Below are 25,982 nucleotides of genomic sequence, written 5' to 3' on the forward strand. Positions count from 1 at the left end.
GCGGCGGTTCGGCGAGCCGTCACAGGCCGACACGCGTTTCAGGGCGCGCCTGAGGGCGTGATCAGTGCGGGATGCGCCCTAGCAGGTCTTGCGGACGTACCCGCTGCTGCCGGCCGGCGAGACCGCCACGTCGCGCTGGACGATGCTCAGCGTGCCGCCCCACCCCTTGCACGCCTTCGACCTGCCGGAGTTGGTGTACTCGATCACGATCACGTTGTTGCCGAAGGCGCTGGTGTAGTCGCCGCACTCGTCGTACTGGCCGCACTCCTCGGCCACCGCGAAGTCGAGGCCGTTGGCGGTGCGGTTGCCGGCCAGCTCGGGGGTGTTCTTCTGGGCGATGGCCAGACCGTCGGCGTGGGCGCGGGCGGAGAGCAGCTTGATGAACGCCTGCGCGTTGTTCGCCGTCAGACGGTTTCCGGAGCGGCTGTAGCTGTCGTAGTTGTCGGGCTCGACGGCCTGGAAGCCCTTGTCCCGGCAGCCGTCGATCTGGGATCCGATCTGGTTGGCGATCCGCTGGCGCTTGGCGTCCGTGCTGACGTCGAGGAGGGCCTCGCCCCAGTCCTCGTCGTAGACGACCTTGCCCGCCGAGTCGCGCAGCAGCAGGTCCGACGCCCACTCGCCCTCCGCGCCCGGCTGCGCCTGGAAGGCGTTGACGTAGCAGATGTTGTACAGGCCGGCGGCCGGGGAGGCGGTGTGGTCACGGGTGACGACCTTGACGCCGGCGGGCGGCGTGTAGGCGCCCCCGATCTGGTAGTCGAAGCCCGCGTGCGTGGGCGGCAGGGACACGGTCGCCGCCTGCGTCGAGGGCGCCGCGACGAACAGGGCGCCGGTCAGCGCGGCCGCGCCGATGACGGTGCCGGTGAGTTTGAGAGGGGTGGTGTTCAGGTGGCTCATGCGTGAGCTCCAGAGGAAGCGGGCACGTCCCCGCCTCGGACGACTGGGGTGTCCTGGCGACTTGGGCCGGGCTTGCGACGCGGGGCCTGCATACCGGCTGGGCGTGCCTCTGAACGCGGAGCGTGGCTCCGGTGTAGTCCGAGAGTAAAGCGATCGCGTTCGAGGATGTCAACGGCGGCGAAGTCCCTTGCTTGCGGCGCGAGTTGGCGCCTCGCGTGGCGCGGTGTGACCGTCGGCGGCGGCGTCCGAGTGCCGGAATAAATGCTCGAACCTGCTTGGTGCAAGCGTTGATTGAGCACCTTCGAGCATCTAAGGTCGTCGGCGTGACGGTCGAACAGGGGCCGCGCTGTCGGCCCGGGGCGATGCGTGACGCATCTCCGCCACGCTCCCGCGCCGGCTGCGCCCATGACGGCGCCCCGGGACACCGCGAGTCCGTCCACCACCGCGCACCGCGGCCGATTCTCCGACGGACCCGTGACGTTCAGGCGTCGGGCGCGCCTCCCCGTCCACCACGACGAAGGGATGCTCCTTGACTTCCTCCCTCTCCTGAAGGAGGGGGATTCCTACGGCTCGCGCTGTAGGGGTTTCTGCTTCATCGCCGACTGCCCGCCCGGAGTGCTCCGTTGAGGTCTTGCATCAGCTCCACAGACAGACGCCGTCAGCCCGACGGCCAGGATGTTCTTCGCCGCGTTCACGTCCCGGTCGTGGGTCGTTCCGCAATCGCACGTCCACTCTCGGACGTTCAGCGGCATCTTGTCCTGCAAGGTGCCGCAGGCGGAGCACAGCTTGGAGGAGGGGAACCAGCGGTCGATCGCGATCACTTCGCGGGCGTACCACTGGGCCTTATATTCCAGCATGCTCCGAAATTCCGACCAGGCCGCATCACTGATGGCGCGGGCCATGCTGCCGATCTTCACCATGTTGCGGACGGACAGGTCCTCGATCACGATCGTTTGATTTTCACGAACGAGACGAGTGGTGAGCTTGTGCAGGTGGTCACGCCTGCGGTCGGTGATGCGGGCGTAGACCTTGGCGACCTTCAGGCGGGCCTTGGCCCGGTTCGCTCCGTCACCCCTGGCCTTGCGGGCAAGTTGCCGCTGGGCCTTGGCGAGACGGATGCGTTCACGCCGTTCGTGCCGGGGGTTGGAGACCTTCTCGCCGGTCGAGAGGGTCAGCAGGTGGGCGAGCCCAACGTCGACGCCGACGGCCGCGTCAGTGGCGGGGAGAGGCTGGACGGACGGGTCCTCGCACAACAGGGACACGTACCAGCGCCCGGCCGCGTCCTGGGACACGGTCACCGTGGACGGCGACGCTCCCTCGGGCAGCGGACGGGACCACACGATGTCGAGCGGCTCCGCCGTCTTTGCCAGGGTGAGGTTCCCGTCGCGGAACCGGAACGCGCTGGCGGTGTACCCCGCCGACTTCCGCGACTTCTTCAGCGACTTGAAGCGCGGGTATTCGGCGCGCTTGCCGAAGAAGTTCGTGAACACCGCCTGGAGGTGCCGCAGTGCCTGTTGGAGCGGGACGGCGGAGACGTCGTTGAGGTACGCGAGTTCCTCGGTCTTCTTCCAGGCCGTCAGCATCGCCGACGTCTGGTTGTAGTTCACCCGTTTCTGCCGCGCCCACGCTTCCGTGCGTGCCGCAAGGGCGAGGTTGTAGACCTTCCGCACGCATCCAAACGTGCGGGACAGCTCGGCTGCCTGCGCATCGGTTGGATGGAAGCGGTACTTGAACGCCCGCTTCAGATGGGTGGTCTTCACGGTTCACAAACTACCCAATCAGTTTGTGACGTAGCGCGAGTAGGTGGGGTTGGACGCCAGTCCGCCCTGGGGGCGAACCGACCTTCCCTGTCCTGGCCCGCAGGAGCCTTGTTTACTCCCCGTCCTGAGGGACGGGGTATCCACGAGGGAGAGCCCCGATGACCAACCAGCCGGCCGCGCCGGGACTGCGTGTCGGTGTCGTAGGCACGGGCCAGCGAGCCGGGCTGGCCGTCCTGGCCGAGCGGCCCGGCTCGGCCCGCGTGGTCTCCTGCGCGGATCCGTCCGAGCGCGGCCGCAGCGACGCCCGGAAGCTCTTCGGGGCGGACGTCCAGGTCCACGACCGTTACGAGGACATGCTCACGGACGACCTGGACGCCGTCTTCGTCCTCACCCCGGACGACCTCCACACCGCTCCGGCCCTGTACTTCCTCGAAGCCGGTGTCGCCGTGTTCGTCGAGAAACCGCTGGCCGTCGACCTCGACGACTGCGACGGGGTCCTGGCCGCCGCGGCCCGCACCGGCACCCGGCTGTACGTCGGGCACAACCTCCGCCATCTGCCGGTGCTGCGCACCATGCGCGGGCTCGTCGACGAAGGGGCGATCGGAACCGTGCGGGCGGTGTGGTGCCGGCATTTCGTCGGCCACGGCGGCGACTACTACTTCAAGGACTGGCACGCCGAACGGGCCCGGACCACGGGCCTGTTGCTGCAGAAGGGCTCGCACGACCTGGACATGATCCACTGGCTCGCGGGCGGCTACGCCCGCACGGTGACCGCGCTGGGCGATCTGTCCGTTTACGGAGCCGGCTCGCACCGCCGTACCCGGCCCCAGGGCTCGGAGCGGGTGCAGGACTGGTTCGACGAGGGCGTCTGGCCGCCGTCGGCGCTGCGCGATCTCAACCCCGTCATCGACGTGGAGGACATCAGCATGGTGCTGACCCGCCTCGACAACGGAGTGCTCACCAGCTACCAGCAATGCCACTTCACGCCCGACTATTGGCGCAACTACACCGTCATCGGCGACGAGGGCCGTATCGAGAACCTCGGGGACGGCGTCGAGGGCGACGCCCCGTTGATCAAGGTGTGGAACCGGCGCCGTTCCGGCTACCGCGCCGAGGCCGATCTGACGCTGCCGCCCCCCGAGGCGGCCGGCGGCCTGCACGGAGGCGCCGACCAGGCCCTCGTCGACGAGTTCCTGCGGTTCGTCGCGCACGGCGGTGCGACCGAGACGTCGCCCGTGGCCGCCCGAGAAGCCGTCGCGACCGGCATCGCGGCCACCACGTCGCTGCGCTCGGGGGGCACGCCGGTCGAGGTCCCCGCCCTCGCCCCGCACCTCGCCGACTACTTCGGGCGCCACCAGCCCGGTTCCCGCGGCCCGGCCTCCCGGATCGACTGAGCCCTTTGGCGCGGCCTCCGGTGCCGTGCCGCGACTCACCGTCCGGGAGAGCCGAGTTCACCTCGGGGCACAGGATGTGCGGATATACCTTACGGAGCATGAGCGAAGATGACTTGGTCTCTCGCGCGCAGTGGGGGAACTTAGACATCGTCTCATTTGGACGCATCGATAGTCTGGGCTCGTGCTGATCGTGGAACGCTTGGTGCCGGACGAGCTGTACGACCTGTTCCAGCGGGTTGTGCCGCCCGCTCCGTCACGGCCGCAGGGCGGGGGCCGACGCCGGTACGGTGACCGTGAGGTCCTCGCGGCGATCATGTTCGTGGCCACGTCGGGCTGCACCTGGCGGCAGTTGCCGCCGGTCTTCGGTCCGTCGGGGCCGACCGCGCACCGGCGCTTCACCGAGTGGACCGCCGCCCGGGTCTGGGCCAAGCTCCACCGCGTCATCCTCGACGAACTGGGATCGCGCGGGGACCTGGACTGGTCGCGCTGCGCCATCGACTCGGTGAACATGCGGGCGCTGAAAGGGGGGAGCTGACAGGTCCGAATCCTGTCGACCGGGGCAAGAAAGGCTCGAAGATCCAATTGGTCACCGAGCGGACCGATTTACCCCTGTCCATCGGCATCTCTGGCGCGAACCTGCACGACAGCCAGGCACTCAAGCCGCTCGTCCGGGGCATCCCGCCGATCCGCTCGCGCCGCGGGCCGCGCCGACGACGGCCCGCCAAGCTCCATGCAGACAAGGGGTACGACTACGACGACCTGCGTCGATGGCTCCGCAGACGAGGCATCCGGCACCGCATCGCCCGCAGAGGCATCGAGTCCTCCACCCGACTGGGCCGGCACCGCTGGACCATCGAACGCACGATGTCCTGGCTCGCGGGATGCCGCCGCCTGCACCGCCGCTACGAGCGCAAGGCCGAACACTTCCTCGCCTTCACCGCCATCGCCTGCAGCCTCATCTGCTACCGCAGACTCACCAAATGAGACGACTTCTTAGAGGGCGTTTGATCTAGGTGGATTGCCCTTTATATTCTAGTAAGTCCCTCGCCAGTTGGGTGTCGTCTCGTCCGTTATGCGCTTGGTGAGGTTGTCGATCGAGGCGACGTGGATCATGGCCTCGGAGGTGGCGGGCAGGGTCTCGTAGTCTCGGGCGAGGCGCCGGTGCAGCATGATCCAACCAATACTTCGTTCGACAACCCAGCGCCCTTTGACGACGTGGAAGCCGCGAACTCCCGGGTTTCTGTTGACGACTTCGACGTCGATTCCGAGGCTGGCGCCGTGCTCGATGACGGCGTTCTTGAAGCCGGTGTCGACCCAGCTCTTGGTGATGGTCGGGTAGGTCTTCTTGGCCTGGTCGAGGAGCTGGATTCCGACGGCATTCTCGGACAGGCTCGCGGCGGTGACGGTCAGAAGCACAAGCAGCACGGCATGAATGTCCAGGTCGTCGCACGCCCGGACGGCACCCCACTGTGGTTCTCCCGCGCGATACCGGGCCGCACGCACGACCTGACCGCGGCCCGCGCGCACGGCATCGTCCAAGCCTGCCTCACCCGGCAGATCCTGGTCCTGGCCGACCGGGCCTATCAGGGTGCCGGCGCCACCTTCCGCACCCCCGTACTACCACCACAGCGAACAGCCCGAGCACTACCAGCAGTTCAACCGTGACCATGCCCGGCTGCGAGCTCCGGGAGAACGCGCCTTCGCACAGCTGAAGTCCTGGCGACTGTTACGGCGAGCCCGATGTTCAACCCGGCGCATCGGCACCATCGTCCGAGCCATCCACACACTCATGACCTGCGACTATTCAGGAAGAAAGAGGTTCAGTGGGCGGTTCGTGAGTATATGAGTCATTCTGGTGTCGCCTGATGGTATGGACGGAGGCGGAACGTGCCGGTCCGATGCCGGTGGCCTGCTGGGATCGGTGGGGTGAGTGAACGCAAGCCGTACCAGAGCGACTTGGCGGACGAGCAGTGGGCGTTGATCGAGCCGGTGCTCACGGCCTGGAAGAAAACCGGCACCGTTCCGTCAGCGGCCACCAGGGCCACTACTCGATGCGGGAGATCGTGAACTCGATCCTCTACCAGTCCCGGACCGGCTGTCAGTGGGCTCTCCTGCCGAACGACCTGCCGCCGAAGAGCGCGACGTACTACTACTTCGCCGCCTGGCGGGACGACGGCACCGACCAGCAGATCCATGAACTCCTGCGCTGTCAGGTGCGGGAGAGGAACCGGCGATTAGAGGACCCGACCCTGGTGATCCTGGACACCCAGAGTGTCCGGGCGGCCACCGGGGTCCCCGCGGCCACGACGGGCAAAGACGCCGCGAAACGGGTACCGGGCCGCAAGCGGGGACTGGCCGTGGACGTCCTCGGCCTGGTCATCGCCGTCACCGTGCTGGCCGCGAGCGTCCACGACAACGCCGCCGGGATGACTCTGCTCGACCAGGTCGCCGTTGCGGCCGGCGGCTCGGTCAGCAAAGCCATGGTCGACCAGGGCTTCAAAAACCAGGTCGTCACGCACGGGGCTGCCCTCGGTATCGACGTCGAGATCGTCCAGCGGAACCCTGAGGAGCAGGGATTCGTTCCGCAGCCGAAACGGTGGCGGGTGGAGCAGACGTTCGGGATCTTGATACTGCACCGGCGGCTGGTCCGCGACTACGAACACCGCCCGGCTTCCTCCGCCTCACGCGTCTACTGGGCCATGACCCACGTCATAGCTCGTCGGCTCACCGACACGAACACGCTCACCTGGCGCGATCCGCGGGTGGCCGGCGCGTGAACCTGAACCCTCTCCTCCAGGCACTCGACCTTCAGGAAGACGCCGCCCGGGCCCTGGCCGACGATCTCCGCACCCAGATCGACGTCCTGCAGTCCCGACTCCGTGAGGCCGAACTACGTCTGGAACACCTCGCCATCACCCGCACGACCATCACCGGCCTCGCCGACCGAATCCCGGTCCAGACGGTCGACCCAGCAGGAAGTCCGGAGCTGCCTGAGCACCCTGACTACCCGCGCATCCTCGCCGTCTTCAACGCCACCACCGGTCCGCTGAGGGCCCGAGACATCTGTCAGGCCCTCGACTTCGAGCTCCTGCCGAAATACGTCGAACGCACCCGCGCCAAGATGAAACGCCTGGTCACAATAGGAATCCTCATCGAGGCCGAGCTCGGCACCTTCAGCAAGAAGCAGTAACGACGTGGTCGGCGATTGAAGGTCGAGGTGGCTCTGCTCGGTGCTGGCACCACGCAACTCGATCGCGACAGAGAGCCGTGCAGGATCGGCTCCGCGTCAGGTCCGCACCGTGCTGGTCCACGGGCACCGGTACCGGTCCAGTCGGAGGTGGCGGCGTCTCGCGAGGCTCAGTGTGTGAATGCCAAGCAGGGGCGCCTGGACCCTCAGTACGATCAACACTGGTCTTCCAGCGGGATGCGAGGGGCGATTCGTGGCACTGGAGCATCACTATGACGACATCGAGCAGATACGGATGCACTGGGTCACTGCGGGCGCCGGGGATCCCGTGGTCCTGCTCCATGGGTGGCCGCAGACCTGGTACGAGTGGCGGCACCTGATCCCGGTGCTCGCAGAGCGCCATCTGGTGATCGCTCCCGACCTGCGGGGTTGGGGGGAGACCGAGCGGCCAGCCGATGGTTACGACGTGGCCACTGCGGCCGCCGACGTCCGCCGCCTGCTCGATCACCTTGGCATCGCGAGCGCGCATGTCATCGGGCACGACTGGGGCACGCCCATCGGCTACTACCTGGCCGCCACCGCGCGTGACCGGGTGGTCTCGTTCACCGCGCTGGAGGCGAGCATCCCCGGAGCCGGCGGCGAGGATCTGCTGAACTTCTCCCGGGCCTGGAACCCGTTGTGGTTCTTCCCGTTCCTTGCCACTCCCGAGCTTCCGCAACAGCTCATCGGCGGAGGCAGGCAGGAGACCTTCTTCACCTGGATGCTCACCCAGATGTGCCGTGCCACCCCGGGCTCCCTCACCGATGAGGACATCGCCGTCTACGTGAAGGCGTACAGCGACGACGACGCGGTGCGGTCCAGCTGCGCGTACTACGTCAACACCTGGGCCAGCGCCGACCAGGTCCGCGACGCCGCCCAGGTGCCGCTCAACGTTCCCGTCCTGGCGATCGCGGGTGAACACTCCCTCGGACAGAACATGATCGATTTCGTCCGGCGGCTCGCCCCTGATGCAGAGGGCGTCATTCTTCCCGGGTGCGGCCACCTCGTCCCCGAAGAGCGCCCTGCCGAACTTGCGCAGCTCGTCACCGACTTCCTGGCAGGCATCGACTCGCACGGGTGACAGTGGGACTGCACTGCGTGCGCGGCAGCGTAGGACAGTGACGGAGCCCGGCCCCCACAGGTATTCGGGGGCTTGGTCCGTGACGTGACCGTGGTCGCATGGGTTCTTCGGGTGTGACAACGAAGTGGGCTCGTGCGGCCTTGTCCCATCACGCCTTCTGCGGTCTGGCCCGTGCGCATCTTGGCACTGTGATCGCGGAGTTGGCCGCGCCGTGGTCGTCGCGTCGCGAGTCCGTACTAGGCAAGCGGCGTGGCGGTGCACGTCGCCGAGCGGCAGGCGCCGGCCCGAAGTATGAGTTGGTGTTCACCGACCGGGTGCTGGTCACCCTGGTTCACTTGCGCACCCAGCTGCCACATGCTGCGCTTGCGCAGCTGTACGGCGTTGGCCGATCCACCGTCACCGAGGCGATCGGGGAGATGCGGCCATCGCGGTGAGGGTCTGGGCGCTCAGCAGGGGCCGCCCAGATGACCAGGAATCGCAGATCGGCAAGGAATCCCGCGGCGCCGCGGAGAGGTGCGTCACTAATGATTGGGTGCGGTCCGCGCCTTCACGGAATCCAGCACAGTGCTGGGCGGCCAACTCGACCTCGCGGTGGGAAGCCGGACGGGAACGGCTATACGGCATTGCGGTATTCCTGGCTGACGTCAGGGATGTCGGGCCTACCGCCGGGAGATCCCGCAGAGACAACGACTCGCGACATTGCTGTGACTCTCTGCTGTGATTGTGTTCCGTAATGTGTTGGTACCCGTGATTCAGCGAGCTGCACGTGAATTCCGTGATCCCATTTATTGGTTCTGCTGCGTTGTGCTCCCTGCGGGTCAGGTCTAGCGTGAGGAAGGTGGCAACCGGCGCCATCTGCCGCGAGGCACCAGGCCGCCGAGGGAAAAAGGTTCCCGAGCCTCCACGGCAACCGTCCTGACCTTGGTCGTGTCCAGCCGGATTTTACACGGGCGGATTTGACGCAGTTCCGCGCCCACGGGCGCCCGGAGGTCGATGTGCTTCCCACGCGACACAAGACAGCAACCATCAAGGGCCAAGAGGTCTTCTACCGCGAGGCCGGCCCCAGCGACGCTCCGGTCGTGCTGCTGCTGCACGGATTCCCGAGCAGCTCGCACATGTTCCGCCATCTCGTCCCCGCGCTGGCCGACGATTATCACGTGATCGCCACCGACCACATCGGATACGGCCACTCTGCCATGCCCAAGGTGGACGCATTCGACTACACCTTCGACAACCTCGCAGGAATCACCGCCGGACTCCTGGAGCATCTGGGCATCGAACGTTTCGCCGTCTACGTGCACGACTACGGGGCACCGATCGGCTGGCGCCTTGCGCTCGACCCGTCCTTCGACGTCACCGCGATCATCTCGCAGAGCGGCAACGCCTACATGGAAGGCTTCGCCAAGCCTTTCTGGGACGACCTGTTCGCGTACGCCACCAACCCCGGCCGCGACACGGAACCGGGCGCGCGGGCCAAGTTCAGTCCCAGTACGACCCGTTGGCAGTACGAGAACGGCGCCACCGACATCAACTTGGTCAGCCCCGACACCTGGACCCTGGACCAGCTGCTGCTGGAACGGCCCGGCAACGACGAGATCCAGCTGGCGCTGTTCCGCGACTACCCGACGAACATCGACGGATACCCGAAACTGCAGGAGTACTTCCGTACCAGCCAAGTGCCCCTGCTCGCGGTCTGGGGCGAGCGGGATGAGATCTTCGGGCCGGACGGCGCGAAGGCGTTCTCCCGTGACCTGCCGGAGGCGGAAGTCCACCTGCTGCCCGCCGGGCACTTCGCCCTGGAGACGCACCTGGACGCCATCAGCGGATACATCCACGGATTCCTCGGGCGCGTCCTCACTTGAAGCGTAGCGAGACCCACGCCCCCTCGGCGGATGCGGCGGCTGATGCGACGTGCTTTCCGGTCGGAGCGGCATGGGAAGCGCCCCCAAGAGAGGCGGCGTGGTGGCCACATTGACAGCAGTGAATGTCGGGATGCCTAAGGGCGTTCCCTGGCACGGAAAGACCGTGTACACCGGCGTCTACAAGCAGACCGTGGCCGGGCCGCGGATGGTGCGGCGGCTGAACATCGACGGGGACGGCCAGGGAGATCTGGGCGGGCACGGCGGTGAGCAACGGGCGGTGCTGGTCTACCAGCTCGACTCCTACCGCTTCTGGGCGAACGAGCTGGGCCGCGACGACCTCACCCCCGGGAACTTCGGCGAGAACTTCACCGTGGACGGGTTGCCCGACGACGAGGTCTGCATCGGGGACCGCTACCGCATCGGGGACGCCCTGTTCGAGGTCACTCAACCCCGGGTGACCTGCTACCGGGTAGGGCTGCGCATGGGCGAGCCACAGATGGCCGCACTGCTCGTGGCGCACCACCGCCCCGGCTTCTACCTACGCGTCATCGAGGAAGGCGAGGTCGAGGCCGGGCAAAAGATCGTCAAGGTCTCCGCCGGTCCGGAGGCGATGACGGTCGAGGAGATCGATCGGGTGCTCTACCTGCCCGGACACACCCGTGAACAGGTCGAACGGGCCCTGCGGATCCCCGCGCTGAGCCCCGGCTGGCAGGGTTCCATGCGGACCCTGCTGGACCAGGCCGACGGCGAGGGTGGTGCTTCCTCGGGCAGCGCCGGACTGAACACCGCGGCCACCGCACCGCCGCCTGCCTGGCCGGGCTTCCGCCCGCTGACTGTCACGCATATCCAGTCCGAGAGCCGCAGCGTGTTCTCCCTGCACCTGGCCGCCGCAGACGGCTCGGCGCTGCCGGCCGCGCTGCCGGGCCAGTTCCTCACCGTCAAAGTCCAGCCCGAGGGAGACGTTCCACCCCTGATCCGCAGCTACTCCCTGTCCGGCGAGCCAGGCACCGGCACGTACCGGATCAGCGTGAAGGTCGAACCGCACGGCGCCGCCAGCAACGAGCTGCGCGCCCACATCCATGTCGGCGACCACCTGGAGGCCGCCGCGCCCCGCGGCACCTTCCGCCTGACCGGCGGCGACAACCCGGTGGTGCTGCTGTCGGCCGGGGTCGGCGTCACCCCCGTCCTGGCCATGCTGCACGCCCTCGCGCATGACCGCTCCACCCGCCAGGTGTGGTGGCTGCACGGCGCCCGCGACGGCACCGAGCACCCCTTCGCCAAGGAAAGCCGCGACCTGATCGCGGCACTCCCCAACGCAAAGTCGACCGTCTACTACAGCAGACCCACCGACACCGACCGCCAGGGCATCGACTACCTGGAAGCGAGCCGCCTCTCGGCCGAGCCCGTCCGCCGGCTTGGCCTACCGACCGATGCCGACGCGTACCTGTGCGGCCCCACCGCATTCATGGACAGCCTCACCGCCGCGCTCGTGGACTGCGGTCTCGACGCCTCCCGCGTCCACACTGAGATCTTCGGCGCGGGCCCCGCCATCACCCCCGGGATCAAGAGCTCGGCAACCGGGCCCGCGCCCCACCAGCCCGCGGGCCCGCCCGGCACCGGGCCCGAGGTCTCCTTCGCCCGCAGCGGACTTACCGTCCCCTGGAACGACGCCCAGGAGTCCCTGCTCGAACTCGCCGAAGCCTGCGACGTCCCCGTCCAATGGTCCTGCCGCACCGGGGTCTGCCACACCTGCGAACTCGCCCTCATGTCCGGCACCGTCAACTACTCACCCGACCCCGTCGAACCTCCCGCCGAGGGCAACATCCTCATCTGCTGCTCCAAACCCGCAGGAGGGGTTGTACTGGACCTATGAGACGACGGCCCCGCCGCGCCTGGGCCAGGGTGGAAGGGTCCTACCAGTGCCACCTCCACTTCTCGGTAGGGGAAGCGGCGGACTTCCGCGTCCCCGGCCAGGTCCTGGTAGAGCGGGATTGCGTCTTCGAGGTTCTCTACTTCGACGTTTGCGATCATTGCTCGGATGATGCTGCTCACGGAGATCTTCTTTGCTCAGTTGGCGGTGAAGGCGGGGTAGTCGGTGTAGCCCTCGGTGTGACCGGCGTAGTAGGTGTCCCGGTCACCGTCGGCCAGCGGGTGGCCCTGCGCGAAGCGCTCGACCAGGTCGGGGTTGGCGATGAAGGGGGCGCCGAAGGAGACCGCGTTTCCGCTCCGCCAACCGCGCGCTCAGGGCACGCATCCGGTGGATGTCACGTTCGCGGGCCAGCAGCAGCACTTCCAGCGCGTGGTCCGGCGGCAGAGCGGTGTAGGTGGGGGTGACGCCGGGCAGCCGGGCGATCAGACCACCGTCCTCAAGCCGCACCAGAGCGGCGACGGCCGTCTTGAGCTCCATGCCGGTCCGGCGGCACAACTCGTCCGCCGACATCGGCGGATTGTCGACCAGGACGAGATACAACACCTCTGCGGGCTGGTCCAGCCCGAGAACTTCCAACACCGTTGCCTCCGACGACAGCCTGGTCTGCGAGATCCTAATGATCACTCGGCTACCGGGTGTTCAACCGGGTTTCGTCGGGTTCTCTGGAAGGTGTGGGCCGCTGATCGGTGACGGTCAGTGAGCCAGCACGGTGAGCATGCTGTGTACGGTGCTCGCAACGGCGTCGCGTGCGGGGCCCAGGTACTTGCGCGGGTCGGTCAGCGCAGGCAGCGAGTCCAGCGTGTCGCGCACGACCCGGGTCAGGGATATGTTGAGCGCCGTCCCGATGTTGATCTTCACGATGCCGGCTCGGACGGCGGAACGGAGTTCGCCGTCGGGAACTCCGGAGGAGCCGTGCAGCACCAGGGGCACCGGAACCGCTTCCCGGAGCCGTTCGATGAGTGCGTGGTCCAGCGTCGCCGACCGTTCGGTCATGGCGTGACTGCTGCCCACCGCGACCGCGAGGGCGTCCACGCCGGTACGCGCCACATAGTCGACGGCTTCCGCCGGATCGGTGCGCACGCCGGCGGCGTGCGCGCTCGCGGGGGAGTCCGGTTTCCCTCCCACATATCCCAGTTCGGCTTCCAGCCAGAGCCCCGCGTCGTGAGCCCATCGCGCCGCCGCAGCGGTGGCGGAGACGTTCTCGGCGTAGGGCAGGGCCCCGGCGTCGAACATCACGGAGGAGAAACCGCAGTCGGCCGCCTGGTGCAGCAGCTCCACGTCGGTCACGTGGTCGAGGTGCAGCGCGACCTCGACCGTGCTGGACCGGGCCATCGAGGCCGTCGCCAGAGAGAGCGGGAGGAGCTGGCCCCCGTGATACCGCACGGCGTTCTCGCTGATCTGCAGGATCACGGGCCGTTCGGCTGCTTCGGCGCCTGTGATGATGCCCTCGGCATGCTCCAGGGTGATGACGTTGAAAGCGGTGACGCTACGGCGCTCGGTCGCGGCGTGGGCGACCAACTCGCCGGTGGGGACCAGAGGCATGTGTGTGCTCCTCGCGCGGGGGCTGTCTGAACCTGCGGTGTCCGTGTGCGGGGCCTACGGGCCTGCCAGCGGTGCCGAGGGAACCCGGGGCTCGGGGGTCTCTTCGCGCTTCTCGTCGGCGTACACCATCAGAGTGGATCCGCCGAGGGCGAGGACGATGCCGATGGTCCCCCATATCGTCGGCAGCGTCTGGTAGACGACCAGGGACAGCACGATGGTGAGGACGGGTGCCAGGGCGTTGGTGATCGGTGCGACGACGCTGGCCTTGCCGCGGCTGAGCGCCATGACGAGGAACAACGCGCCCACGGCGTTGAGGACCTGGGTGCCGGCGGTCAGTGCCGGCACCTGCCACGGTGCGTCGGGCAGCCCGCCCATCATGACGACGGCCACGGGGACGAGCAGCAGACCGCCGCAGGCACCAGCATGGTGAAAGCCCAGATGACGTAGATCATCTCGTTGGGATAGCCGTAGACCCGGGTACAGGATCCAGTTTCGTTGGTCACGCATGGTACTTCTCCGTGGTGGTGATCTCCGAGGAGGAGCGCAGGGCGGCGAGTGCCGCGGTGTCGAGAGGGGTTCCGGCGAGCTTCGCCGCGTAGAGGGCCGCGCCGACCACGGGCTCGAACAGGGGCCGGCGCAGTTCGTAGCGGGCGGTGCTGCCGCGGAGTTCGGTGGTGAACGCGTCGAGCACGGCGGCCGAGCGGAAGACGCCGCCCGAGTAGGACACCGGGACGGGTTCGGCCTCGGCGAAGCCCAGCCGGTGTCGCGCACTGTCCACCAGCAGGGCCAGTTCCCGTCCGGCCTCGGTGAGGACGGCAGCGGCCTGCGTGTCGCCCAGCCCGGCCGCCTCGACCAACAGGGGACTCAGCGAGGCGATCTCGCTGCGGTGTCCCTGCCACCGGTTGAGTACGACGTCGATGACCTCGAGGTCGGAGGTCAGATCGAGATGGCGGCGCAGGAGTTCCGCGAGCGGGCCCTCGGGCAGCCGGCCGTCGCTCATCCGGGAGAACACGTTCAGCGCGCGGGCGGCGATCCAGTACGCCGATCCCTCGTCGCTGAACAGTTCGCTCCAGCCTCCGGTGCGCACACCGCGGCCCTGCCGCTCGCCGTAGGTCATCGATCCGGTGCCGCTGATGACGTTGATGCCGTCCACCGCGCCGAGCGAACCGGCCCAGCCGCAGATCATGTCGTTGTCGCACGCGTAGCGCCGGTGTCCCAGCACCTCGCCGGGGACGGCGTCCAGTGCGGCGACGTCGCCGGGGACCTCCCCGTACCCGGGCAGGCCCAGGAACGCGTAGGCGATGTCCGCGGGCGTGATGCCCGCGCCCTCCGTCACGGCCCGGATTCCCTCGCGCAGAACCTGCGCGACGTGCTCCACGCCTCCCGTCCCGTTGTCCGCGAAGTAGTAGGCACCCTCCGCGACGGCCCGGGCCCTGATCGCGCCCGCACGGCCGATGAGGCAGAAGGCTGTCTTGGTGCCTCCGCCGTCCACACCCAGAAACATCGTTGTTCCTCCGCTCGGCTCTGTCTGAACGCTGTTAGGCGACGTCTTCGCGTCGCTGGGGGAGCGGATGCACGGTCACGCCCTGCACCACGCGGTTCACCTCTCCGGAGGGGAACGGGTTGTCGGGCCGGATGCCCTGGTGCAGGGACGCGCGCAGCGCGATCAGCTGGGCACACAGCACCGCGGGAAGGGCGAGGACGGTGTCGTCGACGTCGGCGAGCCCGGGGAGCAGCCAGGTGTCGTCGCCGGGCAGTCCGTCTCGTGACGCGGAGACGGCGACGACGCTGCCCTGCGGCAGCCCCGCGCGCAGTTCGGCGAGGATGTCGAGGTCGTAGCGGCGCGTGTAGGGGTCGTTCGACACGTAGACGACCACGGCTGTGCGGTCGTTCAGGACGGACTTGGGGCCGTGGCGGAAGCCGAGTGAGGACTCCGAGGACGCCACGAGCGCGCCTCCGGTCAGCTCCAGCAGCTTCAGGGCGGACTCCTGGGCCAGCCCCTTGAGTGCGCTGCTGCTGCCGAGGTACACCAGCCGTTCGGGTTCGCGGGCCAGCAACTCCTCGATCTGCCCGCCGAGTCCGCCCGCCGTGATGTGCTCGGCCGCCGCTGCAGGGGCCTCGATGGCGTCCGTGGTGAGCGCGCCCAGGGCGAGCAGGGACGCCAGGAGCATGCTGGTGAAGCTCGACGTCATGGCGAAGCCCCGGTCGTTCGACGCGGCGGGCATGAGCAGGACGTGTGAGGAGGAGCTCTCGCCGTGCAGGCGTGCCAGCTGCCCGGCGCTGTTGCAGGTGATGACGAGGTGGTGCACGTGTGCCAGGACCTGGTCCGCCAGCCGGGTCGCCGCGACACTCTCGGGGCTGTCCCCGGACCGGGCGAACGAGACGAGCAGTGTGGGGACGTCGTCGGGGAAGGACGCGTAGGGGTCGGCGACGACGTCGGTGGTGGAAACGGCATCGGTGCGGCGGCCGGTGGCGCGAGCGACCGCGGCCCGGACGACTTCTCCGGCGAAGGCCGAGGTACCGGCTCCCGTGAGGACGATCCGCAGGTCCTCGTCGGCGAGCAGGGGTGACAGGAAGGCGTCCAGGGACGCACGTTCACCGGCGACGATCGCCCCGACCTCACGCCACACGTCGGGCTGCTGGATGATCTCGGCGGCGGTGTGGTCGGCCCCGCAGTCCTGAGGTACCAGGTCCTGGGCGGTGGTCTTCACGCGTACTCCTTGTCATGGGTTCGGTATGCACGGTCGTAGTCGCGCAGGACGTCACGGACGTGATCGACGACGAGGTCCCGCGGTGCCGCGGACAGGTCCCCGGTCCTGACGCGCTGGTTCTGGTTGGGCAGGTGGGCGCTGAGCAGCGGAAGCGGAATGTCGAGGCCCGAGAGGTTGGTGAACAGCCGGTCCTGCGCGGCGGCGATCTCGGGGTCGGGCCAGTAGTAGCGCATGCGGTCGCTGTAGCTGTAGCGCCTGGCCAGCCGCTGATCGTCGGCGTTGCCGCCGTAGTAGCCCTCCCACCAGGAGGGCTTGTCGCGCATACGCCGGTCGATCACCTCGCTCAGCCGGGACCGGGACCGGGCCGGGACGAGCTCGTCCTTGATGTCGGCCAGCGCGAACAGGGCCTCGCGCAGCGCGAACATCAGTCCGGGTCCTACCTTGAGCACCGCCCAGTGGTGCTCCACCAGGCCGGCCAGTCCTTCCACCGTCTGGTAGTCGGTCGAGTGGGCTTCGAAGACCATGGCGGGTTCGTCGGCGAGGACCGTGCGCAGCTCGGCCGTCCGCTCACGCCGGTAGTCGAACACCTGGAGGTGATCGAACTCCACCCCGGACTGTACGACCAGGGCCATGACGCGAGGCCACGTCCCGGCCACGCCGTGCCGCTCGAACGCGCGCCGGTTGTGCTCCAGCGTCAGTCGTGCAGCCTGCGGACTGGTGGCAGACATGCCTTCCAGCGTCTCGTGGGCCCTTCCCGGCACCGGAACCTCGGTTCCGATGACATAACGGAGGGTGCCGGCGGAGTCGCCCGCGGCGGACTCGGCCATGCGCACCAGGCGTGCGGTGCGCTCGGCGACCAGGCCGTCGGTCAGCGGAGCGACGTCGTCGGCACAGGAGAAGCTGCAGTCCAGGTGGATCTTCGTGAAGCCCGCCCGGACGTATGCCGCGACGAGCCTGTCCGCCTCGCCCATCGCTTCTGCCGAGGGCAGCGAACGCCATCGGTTGGGTCCCAGGTGGTCTCCGCCCAGAACGACCCGGTCCAGCGGCAGCCCGTGCTCGGTGGCGATGCCGTGCACGAGTTCGCGGAAGTCTTCGGGCCGCATGCCGGTGTAGCCGCCGTACTGGTCCACCTGGTTGGAGGTCGCCTCGGCGAGGACGGTGCCTCCCGATTCGAGGGCCTGGCGGACCGCTGCCTCGATGACCAGCGGATGGGCCGAGCAGACGGAGGTGATGCCGTGCGGTTCGCCTGCCTTCTGGCGGCGGACCACTTCATCCAAGGGGTTCCCCATGATCGCTCCAGGGTTCACCGAAGGGCGTCAGCCGCATCTGTCGGCGCGCCTTCGGAAACGTGACTGGAACGGTACTGGTCTCGTTGATGGCCGTCAATGGTCTGTTATTGGTATGGAACTGGTCTGCCAGAAACTGGTATACATCTGGTATGTCTTCTTCGGACCGTGGTCTCCCTCAAGGGCTGTTGAGCGGAGACGCCCTGCCGCTGTACTCCCAGGTCGCCGGACGCCTCCTGGACGACATCGCCGAGAAAGGTGCCCGCCCGGGAGACCGACTGCCCTCAGAGCGGGCACTGGCCACCCGGTACGGCGTCTCGCGCGTCACCCTTCGCTCCGCCCTGAACGAACTCGCGGAGCGCCAAGTCATCGAGTCCGCGCCGGCCCGCGGCTGGTTCCTCGCCGAGGGCTACGAACGCGTCGCCCCCGCATCGCCTCCGCCGTCAGCGGGTCGGGCGGCAGCCCAGTCGGTCCAGGGCTTCGCCGACTACGCCGAACAGCAGGGACTGCGGCTCCGCGACTCGGTCCTGGAGGCCAGGGTCCGTCCCGCCACGGTTCAGGAGTCCGAACAGCTGAGGGTCGGCCCGGGAGCCGCGCTCTTCGAGATGCGCCGACTGCGCTACCTGGACGACATCGTCGTGGTACTGGAGCACAACCGGCTGCCGCTCGCGCTGTGCCCGGTGCTCGCAGAGACGGACTTCACCACGCACACGCTCTTCGCCACACTCCGCCGTGCCGACCCGCCCCAACTGCCCAAGGTCGCCGACTACTCCGTGGAGGCGCGCCACCCGACGGCGGAGGAACGGCGACTGCTCGAAATCACCGACGCGACTCCGGTGCTCGTCGCCACCCAACTCGCCTTCAACCAGAACGGACAGCCCCTCGAACTCACCGCAGCCGTCTACCGCGGCGACCGGTACCACTTCCGGGCCTCCATCACGGGGTGAGTTCCTCGCGTGGTGTGACGACGTGCGGATCGAGCCACCGGTGCCGCCCTGGCCCGAGCGGTCGTCAGGGCCGCAACCGATACCGGTACCGGACGGGTCAGGGGCGCAGCAGGGTACCGGCGGCCTCCTCCAGGAGCGCTACGGCGAGGAGTTCGCCGTCCACAGGTCCGAAGCGCTCCAGGGCCTGCCGGTGGATGCGCAATACCGTGTCGGCCATCTCGTGGGGGGTGCCGAGGTCTTGGGCCTCCTCGGTGATGACCTTGAGTTGGTCGTGAATGCGGTCGAGTCCGTAGGAGCGAAGGTAGTCCCCGGCGAACAGAGCCGGCAGGTCCCGGCGGATGAAGTCGCTGCCTGCCGCGCTGCCGGCCAGCGTGCCGTGCAGGGCAGTGAGGTCGATGCCCGCTCGGCGCCCGAGCAGCAAGGCCTCGGCGGTTGCCGTGGCCTGCCCGAACCAGAGGAGGTTGATGAGGAGTTTCGTGGTGTAGCCGGTTACCGGCCCGCCCATGTGGCGGATGCGATCCGACGTCGTCACTGCCTCCAACAGCGGCCTGCACCGGTCGAGGACGTCAGCGGAACCACCCACGAACAGCCACAGACGCCCCTGTTCGGCGTCGTCCGGACTGCCGCCCATGGGCGCTTCGAGCACATCGACGCCGTGTGCACCGGCTCGTTGCCGCAACTCCCGTGCGGCCGCAGGGGCGTTGCTCGTCATGTCGATCCACACCGCCCCGGTGGCCAGGGCGGCGAACACGGCATCCGGCAGAGCAGCCGCGGCCTCATCGGGCCCAGGAACCACGGTGACCAGGACATCCGCCCCGGCAACGGCGGCCGCCACGGAGGGCGCCCAGTCCGCGCCCAACGAGCGCACCGCTGCCTCCCGTTCGGGACGCAGATCGAAAGCGGTCACCGTATGCCCCGCCGAAACCAAGCGTCCACACAGAGGTGTCCCCATTCGTCCGGCACCGATGAGGGCTACGCGTGAGGGCAAAGCAGCACCGCCGTGTCAGTCGTTGCGTCTGTCGTCCGTCTCCGGCGCACCCGAAAGACCGTCGCCGTCCGCTCACTTGGACACATTAGGGATCATCCAGGGAGCACCGCGGTCATCCTACGAGCCCGTTGTGCGATCACGATCCGTCCTCCATGAGTCGTCGCCGACGGATGAGGCCACAGCTGTGCGTTGCGGTGGGGCGTGTGCTTTATCGCGCTCGTGCGGACACGGGCACCATGGCGACCGACCTGGGCCGTGACAGGTGGGCGACGAAGAAGAGCACTGCGCCACAGCCGGCGACCACGATTCAACCCGGGTCGACGCGTGTGCGAGTCCCGTGGGACCGATGCCCGAGACCAGGCCTCCGGCGAGAGCGATACCGAGGGCAGCGCCCAGCTGCCGGGCGGTGGAGGTGATCGCCCCGGCGACGCCGGCCGGGGCCGGCGGCAGCCCGTTGGCCGCGGTGTTGGTGATCGGGGCGTTGGCGAAGCCGAACCCGGTACCGATGAGCGCGTACGCGGCCAGCAGCAGGAGCACGCTCGTGTGTGAGGTGAGCCCGACCGTGCAGAGCCCGCCTGCCGTGATGAAGCCGCCGGCGAGGAGCAGCGGCAGCCGCGGTCCCGTGCGGGCGACCAGGCGGCCGGACCAGGGGGCGAAGACGGTCGCTCCGCCGGCGCCGGACGGGAAGTGATCGCCGTGGACCCCCGAACGCCGTCCACGCGACCGCAGGCGCGGGACGTGCGGCACTCCACGCCACCGTGGACATCGCGCTACGCGCCGTCCCGGGCAACGGCGCTGGAGCCCCCGGACCCGTGTGACGCCGCCTCCGCCGTCACACGTGTCGTGACGAGGCCTCTTGCGCCAGGTGCCCACGTCCCTCGCCGGAAGGGCCGTTAGCGTGGTCAGCTCCCGAGTCGTCGGGGAGGCCGCCGACCGCGGCCACCGTACGACAGCGGTCTTCCGCCGCAACCGGTACGTACCGTGCCCGCCTACTGCGCCGTCGCCGCGGCCAGCGCTGCCCAACTGGAAGCATGCCGGACCCACCCCGCCGACTGGACCTACCTCAGCCCGCCGGCCCTCCTCGAACCCGGTATCCGCACCGTGCCACTGATGAAGATCGTCGAGGTCGTTTCGGGCGCGCTGACCCGCCCCGAGATTCCCCCCCGCACCTGACCTCGTCGAGTTGGTCCGGGGTACCGGAAACGCCGCAGTGGTCGTGTCACACGCCGCCGGCTTCCTGGTCAAAGACGTCGGCTGCGGCCTGATTCCCGAGGCGTTCGCCCTGCTGGAGGAGTCCGTCTGCGACGCGACGGGCATTGACCGCATCACCAGCGATGTCCTCGGACCGCGCATGGACGCTTCCGAGGTCCCTTAGATCCAGCCTCTCTTGGCCGCCTCGACTCCCACCTGGAAGCGGGTTTCGAGGCCGAGGCCGGACGCGATCGCCCCGATCCGGCGGGTCACCGTGCGCGCGCTCGTCCCCAACTGCCGTGCGATCGCGTGGTCCTTGTAACCCGCCTGCATCATCTTCAGCAGCAGGAGGTCCTGTGGGCTCGGCCCGTCGGGCGTCGCCGGAGCGGTCACGACGAGGGATTGCGCACGTTGCCAGTAGGAGTCGAACAATTCGAGGAGCGCATCGAGCAGGCCCGACTGGTGGACGACGGCGATCCTGTCGTAGCGGCCCGGGACCAGCGCGACCAGCGCGACGCGCCGGTCCATGATGCGTAGCCGGAAGGGCAGGGTCGGCAGGATGCGGGCCTGCTCGCCGATCCGGGCGAGGTGGGTGATCAGTTCGAACCGGCCCGGCTGTGCCAGCGCCTCCTGGGTGTAGACCGACCGTATGTCGACGCCGCGGCCCAGCAGGTCCATCGTCAGGGCCTCTTCCAACTCGGTGCTGTAGGGGCCGAGATAGGGAGGTCGGTCGAGCACCCAGAAATGGGTGCGGACCGACTGCATCAGTTCGGCGACGCGCAGCGTGATCTCCGCCTCGCCGGTGATCACCTCCACCAGTCCGGTCGGATCCTCCTGCAGTCGATGGGCGCGGTAGTCGTCCGCCAGATCGTCGACGGTGCCCCACACGGCGGTGAACGCCGCCTCGGTCTCGGCCCGGCGTCTGGCGAGCAGTGCCCTGAGAGCGGTGTGCGGGCTGACCGGCCGGTACTGGCCGGGTCCTTCCTTTCGCAGCATGCCCAGTTCCACCAACCGGGAGACGGTGCGTCTGATCCGGCTGGGCGTGGTGCCCAGGGTCTCGGCGATCTCGGCCACCGTCCGGTCCGACGTGGTGAGGTAGGTGCGGTAGACCTGTTCGTCGAACTCGCTGATCCCCAGGGTGCTCAGCACCGGTTGCCCTCCCAGCGATCGCCGTCCGTCGAGCTGTCGGGACGGCCGTGGCGCGAATCGCCAACTGGCGATGTACGACACGAGTTTGATCTAGACATTCGCCGTTCACAAGCTTTCACTCTGAACGTTCACGCCACCTGTGGACGGGTTCCGAGCACCCTCGGTGCCTACGACCGGTCAGGCGGCGCCACTTGGAAGGCAGAGGACGAACGTGCTCTGCCCGACCGCGAGCCGGGAGAGACCCTGTGAAAGCGCACCACCGCAGACGCTGGAGTGTGCCGGTTGCCGCCGGCGCCCTGGCGTTGGCGCTGTCCGGCCCCTACGACGCGACGGCCTTCGCGTCCTCGGCGGCCCGTCCCGCCGCCGACCACCTGCCTACCGCGTCCCTGTCCACCGCTTCTACGTCCGACCGGGTGCCCGCGGGCGACCACTCCGTGACGCTGATCACCGGAGACGTGGTCACCACCCGGCGGAGCCCGAGCACCGGCAACGGGACCGGAGGCGTCGTCAGCGTCCGCGGCGCCGCCGGGCGCCCCGTGCAGACCCACATCCTGACGTCGGGCGACGACCTCTACGTGTTCCCCGAGTCGGTGCTGCCGTTCGTCGCCAAGGGCATCCTGGACCGGCAGCTGTTCAACATCACGGCCATGATCGCCGACAGGTACGACGACGCGCACCGCGACCGGCTGCCGCTCATCGTCTCCTACACGCACGCCGCCGACGCCCGCGGCAAGGCCGCCGCCCTGCCCGACGGGGCGACCCGGGTCCGTACCCTCGCCGGCATCGACGGCGCCGCCCTCACCGCGGACCGCGCGCACGCCGCGGACTTCTGGAAGTCCGTGACCGCGACGCCGTCGGCCGACGGATTCCGCAAGCAGTCCGCCGTACCGGCCTTCGCCGACGGGATCGCGCACATCTGGCTGGACGGCCTCGTCCACGCCGACCTCGCCGACAGCACGGCGCAGATCGGCGCCCCCCAGGTCTGGGCGAACGGCAACACCGGACAGGGCGTGGACGTGGCCGTCCTGGACACCGGCGTGGACGCGGGACACCTCGACCTCGCGGACCGCGTGGCGGACCGTCAGAGCTTCGTACCGGACGAGAACACGGACGACCACTTCGGTCACGGCACGCACGTCGCGTCCATCATCGCCGGTACCGGCGCGGCCTCCGACGGCAAGGAGAAGGGTGTCGCCCCCGGCGCCCGCCTCGACATCGGCAAGGTGCTGGACGACACCGGATCCGGTCAGACCTCCTGGGTCCTGGCCGGCATGGAATGGGCCGCCGTCGACCAGCACGCCAAGATCATCAACATGAGCCTCGGCGACGGTCAGCCGTCCGACGGGACCGACCCCCTCAGCCAGGCCGTCGACACGCTCAGTGCCGAGACCGGCGCGCTGTTCGTCGTCGCCGCAGGAAACTCCGGGGCGCCCGACACCATCGGCGCACCGGGCGCGGCGAGCGACGCGCTGACTGTGGGGGCCGTCGACTCCGGCGACTCCGTGGCCGAGTTCTCCAGCCAGGGCCCCCGCGTGGACGGCGCGCTGAAGCCGGAGATCACCGCCCCCGGCGTCGACATCCTCGCGGCCAACTCCCAGTTCGACGGCAACGGCGAGGGCGCCTACCAGACCATGAGCGGCACCTCCATGGCCACGCCCCACGTGGCGGGCGCCGCCGCGCTGATGGCCGCCGCCCACCCGGAACTCACCGGAAGCCAGCTGAAGGACCTGCTGGGCAGCAGCTCCCGGCAGACCCCGCAGTACGACGCCTTCCAGGCGGGCAGCGGCCGTCTCGACGTCGCCGCGGCCTCGCACGCCGGAGTCTTCGCCACCGCGACCGCGTACGCCGCGCAGGTTCCGCAGAATCCCGCCGGCGGCGTGCAGCGCCCGGTGACGTACACCAACACCACAGACAAGCCCGTCACCCTCGCGCTGAGCGTCGAGGCGGCACACGCCCCCAGCGGGGTGTTCCGGCTCTCCGCCTCCCAGGTGACCGTGCCGGCCCACGGCACCGCCGGTGTCACCGTGACCATCGACGGCTCGGGCGTCACCACGGGCGGCCGGTACACCGGCCAGGTCGTCGCGAAGGCCGCGGCCGGCGAGGTCGCGGCGCACACCGCCGTCTCCCTCGGGGACGTCGAGCACAAGCTGACCATGCGGTTCAAGGACGCCCAGGGGCGGCCGATGTCAGGCGTCGTCGAACTGCTCAGGTCCGGTGACGACGCCCCGGCGTTCGTCGAGATCGACGACTCCGGCACGGGCCAGATGTACCTGCCGAACGACGTGTACTCGGTGCTGTCCTTCAAGACGGTGCAGGGCGTCCACGGACCCCACTCCTGGGGCATGGCGCTGCTCGGCGACCCCGACGTCCGCATGGACCGCGACACCACCGTCACACTCGACGCGTCCAAGATCGACCGTGTTGACATGACGACCCCTCAGCGGACCGAGACGACCTACCAGCGGCTGGACTACACCCGCCTGATGAGCGGCCAGGTCTGGCGCGACTACATGGAGACCCAGACCAACTACGACAGCCTCTGGGCCCAGCCGACCACCCACAAGGTCACCCACGGCGACTTCTACCTGGCGGCCCGCTGGCGCAAGGAACAGCCCGCGCTGTCCGTCTCCACCAGGACGACCGACTTCACCGACGTGCTGCGCCAGGACGGCGTCACCCCCCTGCTCAAGGGCACCGTCAAGCTCCCGCTGGTCTTCGCCGGGGAGGGCGCGACCACCGACTACGCCCACCTCGACGTGCGCGGCAAGGCCGTGGTGGTACGCCGTAACGACGACGTGTCCGACATGGGCCAGGCGGCCGCCGCGGTGGCCGCGGGCGCGAAGCTCATGCTGGTCGTGAACAACGTGGACGGCCGCGGCTTCCGCTCCTACAACGCACCGTTCAGCTCGACGCCCGTCCGGCTCGACGTGGGCCTGCTCAGCACCGACGAGGGCGAGAGGCTCGTACGGCAGGCCCAGACCCGGGGCGCCACGGTCACGGTCGGATCCGCGCCCGTGAGCCCGTACGTCTACGACCTCGACCGGACCTGGCACAACGAGATCCCCGCCCACCTGGTGGTGCAGGGCAGCGCCAAGAACCTCGCCAGGATCGACGAGACCTTCGACAGCCCCGCCCCGGGCAGCACCGGCGGCGAGTTCCGGTTCGACTGGCCCGTCTACAACGACTGGGCGATCGGCTCGATGATGCCGGAACCGGTCCGGGGCAAGCGCACCGACTGGGTCTCCACCGGCGGCTACAACAGCTGGAGCCAGAGCGCGTACGCGGACGGCATGGTCTTCGAAGCCGGGGCCAAGACCTCCTACCGGGCGGGCAGCACGCAGTCGGAGGAGTGGTTCAAGCCGATCGAACGGCCCTATCTGAACGACACCTACAGTCTGCCCACGCGCACGGGTGACCACCTGTACCTCGACACCCCGGCCTGGGGCAGCCGCACCCACGTCGGCATGAACCAGATCGACGGCGGAGCGGAGCAGCGCCAGACCCTCTACCAGGGCACCACTCAGCTGGGCACGGGAACCTTCACGAACGTCTCGGGCGACGCCCCCGGCGCCGGAAGACTCCCTTACCGGCTGGTCGTCACCAGCAAGCGCGACGTGGCGTTCACCCCGTACTCCTCCAGTACGCGCACCGAGTGGGACTTCACCTCGAAGGCGCCGGCGGACGGCTCCGCCGCGGTGCTGCCGCTGGTGCAGATCGACTACGAGGTCGGCACCGACTCGGCCGGGCGGGCCGGACGGCACGATTCCCTGTCCGCCACCGCCGCTCAGCTACCGGGCGCCGTCGGCGCCGGCCGGCTCGGCACGGTCACCCTGGAGATGTCCTACGACGACGGCACGACGTGGCACCGGGTCACCAGTGACCATGCCGGGCGGTTCCGCCTGGACGCGCCGAAGAAGGCGTCCTACGTCTCACTCAGGGCGAGCGCCCGGGACACGGCGGGCAACGCGGTGCACCAGACGGTGATCCGGGCGTTCGGCCTGCGCTGACGCACCGCCACGGA

22 protein-coding genes and 3 pseudogenes are annotated in these 25,982 nt (G+C 68.8%); 13 read left to right on the plus strand and 12 right to left on the minus strand.

Annotation, left to right across the window (positions count from 1 at the left end; all coding sequences use genetic code 11):
• Positions 1-78: 78 nt before the first annotated feature.
• Both EDD90_RS51880 and EDD90_RS51885 read right to left on the minus strand, forming a co-directional pair.
• Positions 79-894: an endo alpha-1,4 polygalactosaminidase gene (locus EDD90_RS51880; RefSeq protein ID WP_123980337.1), complete on the minus strand. Its 816-nt coding sequence runs from the start codon at positions 892-894 to the stop codon at positions 79-81.
• 563 nt (positions 895-1,457) lie between these two features.
• On the minus strand, positions 1,458-2,654 hold the full coding sequence (locus EDD90_RS51885) for an RNA-guided endonuclease TnpB family protein (protein WP_123980339.1): 1,197 nt from the start codon (positions 2,652-2,654) through the stop codon (positions 1,458-1,460).
• Positions 2,655-2,812: 158 nt separating this feature from the next.
• Here EDD90_RS51885 and EDD90_RS51890 point away from each other — a divergent pair, with 158 nt between their 5' ends.
• On the plus strand, positions 2,813-4,048 hold the full coding sequence (locus EDD90_RS51890) for a Gfo/Idh/MocA family protein (RefSeq protein WP_123980341.1): 1,236 nt from the start codon (positions 2,813-2,815) through the stop codon (positions 4,046-4,048).
• Between the two features lie 190 nt (positions 4,049-4,238).
• Positions 4,239-5,032 (plus strand): IS5 family transposase gene (locus EDD90_RS51895; protein WP_260328820.1). Its coding sequence is split into 2 segments (ribosomal slippage): positions 4,239-4,571 and positions 4,574-5,032, totalling 792 coding nucleotides; the frame shifts between segments, so codons are not numbered across the junction.
• A 48-nt stretch (positions 5,033-5,080) separates the two neighbouring features.
• On the opposite strand, the pseudogene EDD90_RS51900 reads toward EDD90_RS51895, so the two are convergent.
• Positions 5,081-5,470 (minus strand): annotated as a pseudogene (locus EDD90_RS51900) (transposase); the annotation flags it as partial.
• Here EDD90_RS51900 and EDD90_RS51905 point away from each other — a divergent pair.
• From EDD90_RS51905 to EDD90_RS51935, 7 genes and pseudogenes are all read left to right on the plus strand, one after another.
• Positions 5,456-5,894 (plus strand): annotated as a pseudogene (locus EDD90_RS51905) (transposase family protein); the annotation flags it as partial. The pseudogenes EDD90_RS51900 and EDD90_RS51905 sit on opposite strands and share 15 nt — an antisense overlap.
• Before the next feature lie 80 nt (positions 5,895-5,974).
• A pseudogene (locus EDD90_RS51910) lies at positions 5,975-6,825 on the plus strand (IS5 family transposase).
• On the plus strand, positions 6,822-7,238 hold the full coding sequence (locus tag EDD90_RS51915; protein ID WP_123980345.1) for a hypothetical protein: 417 nt from the start codon (positions 6,822-6,824) through the stop codon (positions 7,236-7,238). The pseudogene EDD90_RS51910 and the gene EDD90_RS51915 overlap by 4 nt, the downstream one beginning before the upstream one ends.
• A gap of 250 nt (positions 7,239-7,488) precedes the next feature.
• Positions 7,489-8,355, plus strand: a complete 867-nt coding sequence (locus EDD90_RS51920; RefSeq protein ID WP_185149537.1) for an alpha/beta fold hydrolase — start codon at positions 7,489-7,491, stop codon at positions 8,353-8,355.
• Between the two features lie 98 nt (positions 8,356-8,453).
• Positions 8,454-8,789: a transposase family protein gene (locus EDD90_RS59315; protein ID WP_123980349.1), complete on the plus strand. Its 336-nt coding sequence runs from the start codon at positions 8,454-8,456 to the stop codon at positions 8,787-8,789.
• 561 nt (positions 8,790-9,350) lie between these two features.
• Positions 9,351-10,217 (plus strand): alpha/beta fold hydrolase, encoded by an 867-nt coding sequence (locus EDD90_RS51930; RefSeq protein ID WP_123980351.1) that lies wholly within the window; start codon positions 9,351-9,353, stop codon positions 10,215-10,217.
• Between the two features lie 130 nt (positions 10,218-10,347).
• Positions 10,348-12,090 (plus strand): MOSC and FAD-binding oxidoreductase domain-containing protein, encoded by a 1,743-nt coding sequence (locus EDD90_RS51935; RefSeq protein ID WP_260328622.1) that lies wholly within the window; start codon positions 10,348-10,350, stop codon positions 12,088-12,090.
• A gap of 261 nt (positions 12,091-12,351) precedes the next feature.
• On the opposite strand, the gene EDD90_RS58775 is transcribed toward EDD90_RS51935, so the two are convergent.
• The 6 genes from EDD90_RS58775 to EDD90_RS51970 form a co-directional block, all read right to left on the minus strand.
• Positions 12,352-12,726: a helix-turn-helix domain-containing protein gene (locus EDD90_RS58775; RefSeq protein WP_185149540.1), complete on the minus strand. Its 375-nt coding sequence runs from the start codon at positions 12,724-12,726 to the stop codon at positions 12,352-12,354.
• 114 nt (positions 12,727-12,840) lie between these two features.
• On the minus strand, positions 12,841-13,689 hold the full coding sequence (locus tag EDD90_RS51950; protein WP_123980357.1) for a class II fructose-bisphosphate aldolase: 849 nt from the start codon (positions 13,687-13,689) through the stop codon (positions 12,841-12,843).
• Between the two features lie 54 nt (positions 13,690-13,743).
• Positions 13,744-14,196, minus strand: a complete 453-nt coding sequence (locus EDD90_RS51955; protein WP_260328623.1) for an EamA family transporter — start codon at positions 14,194-14,196, stop codon at positions 13,744-13,746.
• Entirely contained in the window at positions 14,189-15,193 is a 1,005-nt protein-coding gene (locus tag EDD90_RS51960) for an N-acetylglucosamine kinase (protein WP_123980359.1), read from the minus strand. Before EDD90_RS51960 ends, EDD90_RS51955 begins: the two co-directional genes overlap by 8 nt.
• Positions 15,194-15,227: 34 nt before the next feature.
• Entirely contained in the window at positions 15,228-16,400 is a 1,173-nt protein-coding gene (locus tag EDD90_RS51965; RefSeq protein ID WP_123980361.1) for an SIS domain-containing protein, read from the minus strand.
• Positions 16,397-17,689, minus strand: coding sequence for a D-tagatose-bisphosphate aldolase, class II, non-catalytic subunit (locus tag EDD90_RS51970; protein ID WP_123980363.1), 1,293 nt, complete (start codon positions 17,687-17,689; stop codon positions 16,397-16,399). Before EDD90_RS51970 ends, EDD90_RS51965 begins: the two co-directional genes overlap by 4 nt.
• Before the next feature lie 149 nt (positions 17,690-17,838).
• Between EDD90_RS51970 and EDD90_RS51975 the strand changes: the two genes are divergently transcribed.
• Positions 17,839-18,633 carry a GntR family transcriptional regulator gene (locus tag EDD90_RS51975; protein WP_123980365.1) on the plus strand — a complete coding sequence of 265 codons (795 nt, stop codon included), beginning with the start codon at positions 17,839-17,841 and terminating at the stop codon, positions 18,631-18,633.
• Between the two features lie 97 nt (positions 18,634-18,730).
• On the opposite strand, the gene EDD90_RS51980 is transcribed toward EDD90_RS51975, so the two are convergent.
• Together EDD90_RS51980 and EDD90_RS58215 are read right to left on the minus strand one after the other, a co-directional pair.
• Positions 18,731-19,621: an NAD(P)-dependent oxidoreductase gene (locus tag EDD90_RS51980; RefSeq protein ID WP_260328624.1), complete on the minus strand. Its 891-nt coding sequence runs from the start codon at positions 19,619-19,621 to the stop codon at positions 18,731-18,733.
• 117 nt (positions 19,622-19,738) lie between these two features.
• Positions 19,739-20,665 carry an MFS transporter gene (locus EDD90_RS58215; RefSeq protein ID WP_260328625.1) on the minus strand — a complete coding sequence of 309 codons (927 nt, stop codon included), beginning with the start codon at positions 20,663-20,665 and terminating at the stop codon, positions 19,739-19,741.
• Between EDD90_RS58215 and EDD90_RS59320 the strand changes: the two genes are divergently transcribed.
• Positions 20,603-20,794 carry a hypothetical protein gene (locus EDD90_RS59320; protein ID WP_398928852.1) on the plus strand — a complete coding sequence of 64 codons (192 nt, stop codon included), beginning with the start codon at positions 20,603-20,605 and terminating at the stop codon, positions 20,792-20,794. The two genes, EDD90_RS58215 and EDD90_RS59320, sit on opposite strands and share 63 nt — an antisense overlap.
• Before the next feature lie 37 nt (positions 20,795-20,831).
• Positions 20,832-20,996 carry a hypothetical protein gene (locus tag EDD90_RS59325; protein ID WP_185149541.1) on the plus strand — a complete coding sequence of 55 codons (165 nt, stop codon included), beginning with the start codon at positions 20,832-20,834 and terminating at the stop codon, positions 20,994-20,996.
• Here EDD90_RS59325 and EDD90_RS51995 read toward each other — a convergent pair.
• Positions 20,993-21,961, minus strand: a complete 969-nt coding sequence (locus EDD90_RS51995) for a helix-turn-helix domain-containing protein (RefSeq protein WP_123980369.1) — start codon at positions 21,959-21,961, stop codon at positions 20,993-20,995. The genes EDD90_RS59325 and EDD90_RS51995 overlap by 4 nt on opposite strands.
• 245 nt (positions 21,962-22,206) lie before the next feature.
• On the opposite strand from EDD90_RS51995, the gene EDD90_RS52000 reads away from it, so the two are divergent.
• Positions 22,207-25,968, plus strand: a complete 3,762-nt coding sequence (locus tag EDD90_RS52000) for a S8 family serine peptidase (protein ID WP_260328626.1) — start codon at positions 22,207-22,209, stop codon at positions 25,966-25,968.
• The last annotated feature ends 14 nt before the right edge of the window (positions 25,969-25,982 follow it).

This window comes from Streptomyces sp. Ag109_O5-1 (genome assembly GCF_003814875.1).
Taxonomy (GTDB): Bacteria; Actinomycetota; Actinomycetes; order Streptomycetales; family Streptomycetaceae; genus Streptomyces; species Streptomyces sasae.